The 9660-nt window shown below is 52.3% G+C and carries 9 protein-coding genes; all 9 read left to right on the forward strand.

The window, feature by feature from the left end:
- On the forward strand, positions 1-764 hold a 764-nt coding region (locus tag PPL9_RS31800; RefSeq protein ID WP_152986892.1), incomplete at its 5' end, for a molybdopterin cofactor-binding domain-containing protein.
- A complete protein-coding gene (gene xdhC / locus PPL9_RS30870; protein ID WP_057466296.1) occupies positions 764-1747 on the forward strand; it encodes a xanthine dehydrogenase accessory protein XdhC in 984 nt (327 codons plus the stop codon). The genes PPL9_RS31800 and xdhC, both read left to right, overlap by 1 nt.
- A gap of 51 nt (positions 1748-1798) precedes the next feature.
- A complete protein-coding gene (locus PPL9_RS30875) occupies positions 1799-3391 on the forward strand; it encodes an ABC transporter ATP-binding protein (RefSeq protein ID WP_208980781.1) in 1593 nt (530 codons plus the stop codon).
- Positions 3381-4469, forward strand: a complete 1089-nt coding sequence (locus PPL9_RS30880; protein WP_057466297.1) for an ABC transporter permease — start codon at positions 3381-3383, stop codon at positions 4467-4469. Before PPL9_RS30875 ends, PPL9_RS30880 begins: the two co-directional genes overlap by 11 nt.
- Positions 4462-5391, forward strand: coding sequence for an ABC transporter permease (locus tag PPL9_RS30885; protein ID WP_082597197.1), 930 nt, complete (start codon positions 4462-4464; stop codon positions 5389-5391). Before PPL9_RS30880 ends, PPL9_RS30885 begins: the two co-directional genes overlap by 8 nt.
- Before the next feature lie 374 nt (positions 5392-5765).
- A complete protein-coding gene (locus PPL9_RS30890; RefSeq protein ID WP_057466298.1) occupies positions 5766-6839 on the forward strand; it encodes a BMP family ABC transporter substrate-binding protein in 1074 nt (357 codons plus the stop codon).
- A 118-nt stretch (positions 6840-6957) separates the two neighbouring features.
- Complete coding sequence (locus PPL9_RS30895; RefSeq protein ID WP_057466299.1) at positions 6958-8139, forward strand: urate hydroxylase PuuD; 1182 nt, start codon at positions 6958-6960, stop codon at positions 8137-8139.
- A gap of 4 nt (positions 8140-8143) precedes the next feature.
- A complete protein-coding gene (uraD, locus tag PPL9_RS30900; protein ID WP_057466300.1) occupies positions 8144-8680 on the forward strand; it encodes a 2-oxo-4-hydroxy-4-carboxy-5-ureidoimidazoline decarboxylase in 537 nt (178 codons plus the stop codon).
- 139 nt (positions 8681-8819) lie between these two features.
- A partial coding sequence (locus tag PPL9_RS33985) for a M20/M25/M40 family metallo-hydrolase (RefSeq protein ID WP_208989744.1) occupies positions 8820-9660 on the forward strand: 841 nt, incomplete at its 3' end.

The raw sequence follows: 9660 nt of genomic DNA on the forward strand, positions 1-9660 counted from the left end.
CCTCGTCCGGTACGGATTTGAACGGTATGGCAGCGGCGATTGCTTGTCGTGAGATTGTTGGACGGCTGAAAACCTTTGTGGCGCAGCATTTCGAGGTGTCTGAAGACGATATCGAGCTGGTTGATGACCAGATGTTGATCAGCGGGAAGCCGAAGCTTTCCATCAAGGAGCTGGCTCAACTTGCTTACGAACACCGCATTCATTTGTCTTCTTCAGGGTTTTACAAAACGCCGAAGATCATCTGGGATCGCGAGCGGGTAAAGGGACGTCCATTCCTTTATTTCTCCTATGGGGCCTCCTGTTCTGAAGTGGTGATTGATACATTGACCGGAGAGATGAAAGTTGAACGGGTTGATGTGCTTCATGATGTGGGCAAGTCACTCAATCCAGCGTTGGATATCGGTCAGATCGAAGGTGGCTTTGTTCAGGGCATGGGCTGGCTGACCACGGAAGAGCTGTGGTTTGATGATGCGGGCCGATTGCGGACACATGCACCGTCGACCTACAAGATTCCGACTGCTACGGATGTGCCTGAGATTTTTAATGTGGCGCTATATGAGAGTGATGGAAATCCGGAACCAACAATTTATCGCTCCAAGGCAGTCGGAGAGCCGCCTTTGATGCTGCCGATCTCGGTTTTCTGCGCGATCAATGATGCGGTTGCGAGCCTGAACAAGGGTGTTTTGCCGACACTGGATGCACCTGCAACGCCTGAAGCGATTTTGAAAGCTGTTAAAGCGATCAAGGTCGGAGAGGAGGGCTGATGCGGGTTTGGGGTGAAGTTTTGTCTGCTCTTGATGCTGCTGGCCAATGCGTGCTGGTGAGCATTTTGGATGTTGCTGGATCATCCCCCCGCGAGGTCGGCGCACGCATGGTGGTGCGACCGGATATGTCGTTTAAGGGAACCATCGGTGGTGGCCGTCTTGAGTACGATGTTTTGCATGAAGCTGTTTCATTGATGGGAAATGGTGGGTCGGCCTTCCAGACGCGCTCATACGCGCTTGGTCCAGACCTTGGGCAGTGCTGCGGCGGGCGGGTTGAAATCGCATTTGAGCAATTTCACCTCAATTATCGCGGTCGTGCACAAGATTTTTCCACACAAGAAGGGGTGGGAATTTTTTCAACGACTGCAAATACTTGCAGCTCCGGCCCCCTTGAAAGGCACGTACTACCCCCTGCAATGTGCAGTGCAGATTCCGCAGAAATTGTTTTAAATCAAGGCAAACTGACCGAGAGGTTCGGGGAGGATAGGCCTCACCTGTATCTGTTTGGTGCAGGGCATGTTGGTAAGGCTTTGATGCTTGCGATGGCCCCTTTGGGCTTTCAGATCAATTGGATTGATGAACGGCGTGAAATTTTTCCTAAATATGTACCTTCCAATATCCGCTGCATTCATCTAAATGAGCCTCAAGTCGTCGTAAAGAACCTTGAGCCGGGAAACTATGTCATCGTAATGACCCATGATCACAAGCGTGATCATGCTATAGTAGATGCTGCTGTTCGTAGAACCGATCTGGCATTTATTGGATTGATAGGCAGTGCAACAAAACGCGCGCGAACACTTAAACGGTTCAAAGACTCCGGAATATCGGAGGCGCAAAGCAAACAGCTTGTTTGTCCGGTCGGAATTACTGAGATTAAAAGCAAAAAACCGTCTGATATTGCAATTTCCATTGCTGCTCAACTTCTAGTGGTGAAAGAGCAGCAAATGAGCAATGCTCAGGGAGGTTTTCGTTTTGCTTCTTAGGTTCAGGGAGAACATCTTGATCTAATTTTGCTTGGGGGAACGGGTAACACGATGGAAAACGAGCAGAGGTCTGACCCGGTGACAGGGGGCGAGGATCTCATAGAAGCCAAGGGTATTACCAAGCGATTTGGTGACATTCTAGCGAACGACAATGTCGATCTCGTCATTAAGCAGGGTGAAATTCATGCTTTGCTGGGCGAAAACGGAGCGGGTAAGTCCACGCTCGTAAAAATTCTCTACGGCGCTCTTGAACCGGGTGCGGGAGAGATCCTCTGGAAGGGAAAACGGGTTTCAATCTCGAACCCTGCGGCTGCCCGCAAACTGGGCGTTGGCATGGTGTTCCAGCACTTCTCCTTGTTTGAAGCGCTGAGTGTGGTTGAAAACATCGCGCTGGCCTTGCCTAAAGGCGAAAAAATAGAGGCACTTTCCAGACGTATTACTGAGGTTTCCCAAAAGTATGGCCTGCCTCTGGATCCTGCAGCACTGGTTGCGGATCTGCCGGTTGGCATCCGTCAGCGTATCGAAATCGTGCGTTGCCTTTTGCAGAACCCCAGTCTCATCATCATGGATGAGCCTACGTCTGTATTGACCCCGCAAGAAGCGGATCAGCTTTTCATCACCTTACAGCGCCTCGCCTCCGAAGGTTGTGCGATCCTTTACATCTCTCATCGTCTGGAAGAAGTGAAGAAGATCTGCCACAACGCCACGATCATGCGTCATGGCCGTGTGGTGGGTGGGTGTGACCCTGCTGAGGAAACACCGGCCAGCCTTGCCCGTATGATGGTCGGCGGCGATGTACATGATATCTCTGCTGGTGCGATTGAGGCTCAGCCGGGTGATGTGATGCTCAAGCTGCGCAATCTGTCTATTCCATCGGATGGTGCGTTTGGCATTGAGCTGAAGGACGTCAATCTGGACTTGCGCGGCGGCGAGATTGTTGCTGTTGCCGGGATTGCAGCGAACGGCCAGAGCGAGTTGTTTGATGCGATCTCTGGCGAGACGCAGGTCAAAGATGCTTATGCGGTTGAAATTTGCGGTGTGCCGGTTGGCAAGCGCAAGATCAATGACCGGCGTTTGCTGGGCTCTGCCTTTGTGCCTGAAGAGCGCTTGGGTCATGGTGCGGTGCCGGGCTTTGTGCTTTCTGACAATATTTTACTGACGCGCTATAAAACTGAGCCGTCATTGATCAAGCACGGCACGCTTAACCAGAAGCTTGCAACTGAAATGGAAAAGCGCATCACCGTTTCCTACGATGTGCGCATGTCTCATGATAATCCTGAGGCTCGTTCTCTTTCTGGCGGTAACCTGCAGAAGTTTGTGGTTGGCCGTGAGCTGGACCGTGTTCCGAAAGTGCTGGTGATTAATCAACCGACATGGGGTGTTGATGCAGGTGCTGCGGCTTTGATCCGTCAGGCGATCATTGATCTGGCCCGAGGTGGTTCTGCTGTTTTGGTGATTTCCCAGGATCTTGATGAGATCTACGAGCTTTCTGACCGGATTGCGGTGATCTCTCGTGGTGAGCTTTCTGTCGCCGAACCAGCTTCTGAAATGACGCGTGAGAAGATCGGTCTTTTGATGGCGGGTATGGGTGAGGGCAAGTCTGCTTCCCCTGCAGCAAAAGCGGGAGAGACCCATGCGCATTGAACTTGAAAAACGGGCTGAGCATTCTCAGCTGATGACTGTTGTTTCGCCGCTGATTGCGATTGGGCTTACACTTGTGTGTGGCTCTATTTTGTTTGTCAGCATGGGCTACAATCCGATTGATGCGCTTTATGCCTATTTCATCGAGCCCCTGACAACCAGCTGGTCGATTGAAGAGCTGCTGGTGAAAGCAGGTCCGCTGGTGCTGATCGCGGTTGGCCTGTCTGTTTGCTTCCTGTCCAACTCTTGGAATATTGGTGCTGAAGGTCAGTTCACCATGGGCGCGCTGGCTGGGTCTATCATTCCGGTGCTGTTTTACGACTTTACCAGCCCGCTGGCCCTGCCTTTGATGGTGCTGATGGGCATTTTGGGCGGTATGGCTTGGGCATCTATTCCGGCGTTCCTGAAGGTGCGGTTTGGGACCAATGAGATCCTGACCAGCCTGATGCTGGTTTACATCGCGCAGTACATTCTTGATTTTCTTGTCCGTGGTCCATGGCGTGATCCGGAAGGTTTCAATTTCCCGGAAAGCCGGATTTTTGATGCGGCACACGTGCTGCCGAAAATCGGTGAAGGACGTCTGCATATTGGCATGATATTCGCCATTCTGGCCGTTCTGGTGGTTTGGTGGATGCTGTCTCGCACGCTCAAAGGTTTTGAGATCAAAGTGATGGGTGAGACACCGCGTGCGGGCCGTTTTGCTGGGTTTTCCAGCAATGGGGTTGTCTGGTTTGGTTTCCTCGTTTCCGGCGGGTTGGCTGGTCTGGCTGGTATGGCGGAAGTCTCCGGTTCTATTGAACAGCTGACGCCTGTTATTTCTCCAGGCTATGGGTTTACCGCGATTATCGTGGCGTTCCTTGGTCGGTTGAATCCTGTTGGCATTTTGTTTGCCGGGTTGTTGCTTGGGCTTTCTTACATCGGCGGCGAGTCTGCTCAGGTTAGCCTTGGTTTGACTGATAAGGTGACGCGTGTGTTTCAGGGCATGCTGCTGTTCTTTGTGCTCGCCTGTGACACGCTCATTCTTTACAGATTCAAGATTGCTTCCAGTGTGAAAAACATGAAGGAGGCAGGCAATGTCTGATCTTTCCATGATTGAGGCTGTACTTCTGACCATCATCACCGCGTCTACGCCGCTGTTGCTTGCTGCTATTGGTGAGCTTGTGGTGGAGCGTTCAGGTGTGCTCAACCTTGGTGTTGAGGGGATGATGATTGTCGGCGCTGTGATGGGTTTTGCAGCGACACAGGCGACTGGCTCTCCTTACATCGGCATTGTGGCGGCCATGATCTCCGGCGTTGCCATGAGCCTGTTGTTTGGCTTCCTGACGCTTAATTTGATGGCTAATCAGGTGGCGACAGGCCTTGCGCTGACTATTCTGGGGCTTGGGCTTTCCGGTATGATTGGAGAAGCGTTCATCGGGCAGCCGGGCATCAGCCTGAAACCGATTGCTATTCCAGTGTTGTCCGCCATTCCTTTCATTGGTCCGCTGCTCTTCAATCAGGACATTCTGGTCTATGCTTCTTATGGCCTTGTGATTGCGGTTTACTTTGTGCTGTTCAGGTCCAGTACAGGCCTCATCATCCGTGCTGTTGGTGACAACCACGGCTCAGCACATTCACTTGGATACTCCGTTATTCAGGTGCGTTATCTGGCGGTGATGTTTGGTGGGGCGTGTTCTGGCCTTGCTGGCGCTTACCTGTCACTCATTTACACTCCGCAGTGGGTTGAAGGCATGACAGCGGGCCGCGGCTGGATTGCGCTGGCTCTGGTGGTGTTTGCAAGCTGGCGTCCGGCACGTGTGCTGATTGGGGCTTATCTGTTTGGTGCTGTTTCCATTTTGCAGTTCCACGCACAGGCTGCTGGCATTGGTTTGCCGACGCAGTTGATGTCTGCGCTACCGTATCTGGCAACTATCATTGTGCTGATTATGATCTCGCGTAATAAGACACTTGCCAAGGTGAATACACCTGCCTGTCTTGGTAAGCCCTTTGTGCCTGATCGCTAATAAGAACCTGATTTGACCGATGCGCTCATAGTAGACGTTGGTCAAATTGTAAATATTTCGACCTTCGTATACATGGTGGGTCGGAGATATGGATAACAGAGATTTAAATCTCTGAGTGAATATGAACTTATTCACGGCTGCACAACTTGCGGATTTCTGCACGCGCACGAATAAACGATCGCAAATATTTGCGAGCGAAAACAAAGCAGAAAAACAACTTGTGGGCGCACAAATGCGCAGAACGGCCTTCGGGTTTGTTCCTATCGTGTTTGCTTGGCGCCGTCGTTCATCTGGTTCTCAATGGTGTGTTCCGCCGCGCTTATTAGGGTGTTGCGTGGCAGGAATGCAGGTTAACCTATAAAGGGGAGCGCACAATGCGCACTATCTTCAAGCTTGCTGCAACTGCTGCAGTTGCACTTGGTCTTTCCGCAGGGGCTTCAATTGCTGCTGATCCACTGAAAGTGGGTTTCATCTATGTTGGTCCAGTTTCTGACCATGGCTGGTCTTACCAGCACGATCAGGGCCGTCAGGCGATTGAAAAGCACTTTGGCGACAAAGTTGAAACCACTTACATTGAAAGCGTGCCAGAAGGTGCGGATGCTGAGCGCGCGATTGAGCGTCTGGCTCGCTCCGGTCACGAGCTGATCTTTACAACGTCCTTTGGTTACATGAACCCAACCTTGAAGGTTGCGCGCAAGTTTCCGAAAGTGAAGTTTGAGCATGCAACGGGTTATAAGCAGGCGAAGAACGTTTCTTCTTACGGTGCTCGCTTCTATGAAGGTCGTTATGTGCTTGGTCAGATCGCTGCAAAGGTCTCCAAATCCGGCACTGCTGGTTACATCGGTTCTTTCCCGATCCCTGAAGTTGTGCGTGGCATCAACTCCTTCATGCTGGGTGCACAGTCTGTGAACCCGGACTTCAAGATCAAGACCATCTGGGTGAACTCCTGGTATGATCCGGGCCGTGAAGCTGATGCTGCAAAAGCACTGATCGATCAGGGCGTTGACATCATGGTTCAGCACACTGACTCCCCAGCGCCTCTGCAGGTTGCTGAAGAGCGTGGCATCATGGGCTTTGGTCAGGCATCTGACATGATCAAGTTTGCGCCTAAGGCACAAGCAACTGCGATCATCGACGACTGGTCCGCTTACTACATTGCCCGCGTACAGGCAGTGATGGACGGCAACTGGAAGGGCCAGGACACCTGGGGCGGTCTGGATGTCGACATGGTCCACATGGCGCCATTCACCAACATCCCGCAGGATGTTGCAGAAGAAGCTGCCAAAACTCTTGCTGCGATCAAGTCTGGTGAACTGAAGCCATTTACCGGCCCAATCACCAAACAGGACGGCTCTGAGTTCCTGAAAGCTGGTGAGAGCGCTGAAGATGGTGCGCTGCTTTCCATGAACTTCTACGTTAAAGGCATCGACGACCAACTGCCTGAATAAGCTCCAAGCTTGTTTTCGGAGAGCGCCACATTTTTTCACGGTGCTCTCCGCTGATTTCAGCAGTGGGGGATTTCTCCCGCTGCCCACTCATTTCAATTGAACTTAAAAGAACAAGACAATGACAGCCACTTTCCTTAGTGAATGGCTCAATCTGCTTTTCCGCTGGTTTCACTTGATTGTGGGCGTGGGCTGGATTGGGACCTCTTTTTATTTCATCGCTCTCGACCTTTCCTTGCGCAAACGGGAAGGGCAGGCAGAGGGCATTTTTGGCAGCGCCTGGGAAGTCCACGGTGGCGGTTTCTACCATGTTGAGAAATTCATGGTGGCACCGAAAGAGCTGCCGAAAGACCTGATGTGGTACAAGTGGGATGCTTATCTCACCTGGGTATCCGGCTTTGCTCTTTTGAGCGTTCAGTACTATTTCAATGCAACAGTTTATCTCATTGACCCAGAGGTCATGAAGCTTTTGCCTGTTGAGGCTGTTGCGATTTCCATCGCGTCCCTTGGGCTGGGCTGGATCATTTATGATCGCCTGTGCCGCTCTGCCATTGGCAAGAACACACCTTTACTGGCTGCGTGCCTGCTGGTGATCATTCTTGGCGCGACCTATGGGTATTCGCAGGTCTTTTCAGGACGCGGGGTTCTCATTCACGTTGGTGCGCTGATTGGTACGTTTATGGCCTTCAACGTGTTTATGGTGATTATCCCGAACCAGAAAAAGATTACCGCAGACCTGCTGGCAGGGCGTAAACCTGATGCCGCGCTTGGCCTGATTGGCAAGCAGCGCTCGGTTCACAACAATTACCTGACATTGCCGGTTCTTTTGATGATGGTGTCCAACCATTATCCGTTGCTGACGGGGCATAGCCAGCCTGTGCTGGTTGTTGCGCTGATCCTGGTGATGGGCGGTATGGTGCGCCACTTCATCAATCGTCATGATGCGCATGACAACTTTGCCAATTTCTGGTGGGCCTTGCCTACGGCAGCCGTCAGTCTGTTTGTAGCTCTCATTGTGACACAGCCTGCCAAGATTGGTGGTGGACATGGTCCGATCCCAGACAGTGATGTGCTGGAAATTGCGCAGACCCATTGTGCAGCCTGCCATAGTGCGACACCAACCAATGAAGCCTTTAGTGAAGCGCCTAAAAACATTGAGCTGGACAGCATTGCTGATCTGCAACGCTATGACAGCCTGATCATGGCGCAGGCGGTGCGGTCCTCTGCCATGCCACTTGGCAATGAGACAGGCATGACCAAAGAAGAGCGCGAGATTCTTGGCGCCTGGTTGCAGGGGCATTGAGGCCATGGTGACTTATTCTCTGGATGAAGTGAACAGGTTTTCGCTGAACACCTTTGTCGAAGTGTTTGGCGGGGTTGCCGAGCACACTCCCTGGGTTGCAGCTGTTGCCCAGCGAGATGCACCTTTTGCCTCTCGTGATGCGCTGATTGAGGCGTTTGCTAACGCTCTGCAACATGCGGATGAAGAGGCGCAGCTGGCGTTAATCCGTGCACACCCCGACCTTGCAGGCAAAGCGGCGCGTGCCGGTGAAATGGCTGATGCCTCTGTGAATGAACAGTCCGCCGCTGGACTGGACCAGCTGAGTGATGCGGAATATGAGCAGTTCACCCAGCTTAACGGCGCTTACAAATCCAACTATGGCTTCCCCTTCATATTTGCGGTGAAAGGGGCAACCAAGCATCAGATACTGGAGGCCTTCCAGCTTCGCTTGCAAAACAGCGCGAAAGATGAGTTCGCGGAGGCTTTGCGACAGATCTGCCGGATATTCAGCTTCCGACTGGAGGATCTGGTTGTAGATGAACAGAGTGCTTGCAGTTCCTGATCCTTGCCGGAAAGTGCTTACTACAGTTACGTAAGGGGCAATAATCCACTGGAACATGAGGGGCCGCATGACAAGATGCTTGCAACCATCACTGTTATCTATTGGATTAATGCTACTGTAAAATTCAAGGGGAGCATTCATGAAGGCCGCGATTGAAAACCGGTTTGCGGAGCAGGTAGACTTCCTGCGCGAATTGGTCAAGGTGCCAAGCGACAACCCGCCAGGGGATACAGAGCACCACGCGTTGCGGACTGCTGAGCTGCTTGAAGGCCTTGGCTTTACCGTTGAAAAACACCCTGTTCCAGAACCATTTGTGCGCCAGAACGGCATGGTCTCTGTGACCAATCTGATCATTCGTGAAACGTTTGGCGACGGGTTCGGACCAGTGATTGCTCTAAATGCACACGGTGATGTTGTTCCTCCGGGGGAAGGCTGGACTAAAGACCCTTATGGCGCCGAGATTGACGATGGTGCTTTGTATGGGCGCGGAGCTGCGGTTTCCAAAGGAGATTTTGCCACCTACGCTTTTGCGTTGCTGGCTCTTCGTGAGTATGCGGATGAGCTGGAAGGCTCCGTGGAACTGCATTTGACGTATGATGAGGAAGCTGGTGGGTTTGTTGGGCCGAAGTGGCTGTTGGAACAAGAACTGACCAAGCCGGACTATGCGATCTCAGCAGGCTTTTCTTATGCAGCGACAACGGCTCACAACGGCTGTTTGCATATGGAAGTGATCTTCCGTGGCCGTCAGGCGCATGCTGCAATGCCAGAGAGTGGCGCGGATGCCCTGCAAGCTGCAACGCCTGTTCTCACAGCGCTTTATGAGGAACGTGAAAGGCTCAAGTCCATTCAGAGTGAACAGGATGGCATTGGGTCACCTCAGATCACCGTGGGCCTGATCTCAGGTGGCATCAACACCAATGTTGTGCCAGAGCGTGTTTCGCTGCGCGTTGACCGGCGTTTGATCCCCGAAGAAAATGGCG

Origin of the sequence: Pseudovibrio sp. POLY-S9 (assembly GCF_001431305.1) — a bacterium.
Lineage (GTDB): Bacteria > Pseudomonadota > Alphaproteobacteria > Rhizobiales > Stappiaceae > Pseudovibrio.

What these genes read in the sequence shown, in the direction of transcription:
- PPL9_RS30875 (WP_208980781.1), top strand. Translation starts at nt 1,799, where the DNA reads ATGGAAAACGAGCAGAGGTCTGACCCGGTGACAGGGGGCGAGGATCTC.
- PPL9_RS30880 (WP_057466297.1), top strand. Translation starts at nt 3,381, where the DNA reads ATGCGCATTGAACTTGAAAAACGGGCTGAGCATTCTCAGCTGATGACT.
- xdhC (WP_057466296.1), top strand. Translation starts at nt 764, where the DNA reads ATGCGGGTTTGGGGTGAAGTTTTGTCTGCTCTTGATGCTGCTGGCCAA.
- PPL9_RS30885 (WP_082597197.1), top strand. Translation starts at nt 4,462, where the DNA reads ATGTCTGATCTTTCCATGATTGAGGCTGTACTTCTGACCATCATCACC.
- PPL9_RS30890 (WP_057466298.1), top strand. Translation starts at nt 5,766, where the DNA reads ATGCGCACTATCTTCAAGCTTGCTGCAACTGCTGCAGTTGCACTTGGT.
- uraD (WP_057466300.1), top strand. Translation starts at nt 8,144, where the DNA reads ATGGTGACTTATTCTCTGGATGAAGTGAACAGGTTTTCGCTGAACACC.
- PPL9_RS30895 (WP_057466299.1), top strand. Translation starts at nt 6,958, where the DNA reads ATGACAGCCACTTTCCTTAGTGAATGGCTCAATCTGCTTTTCCGCTGG.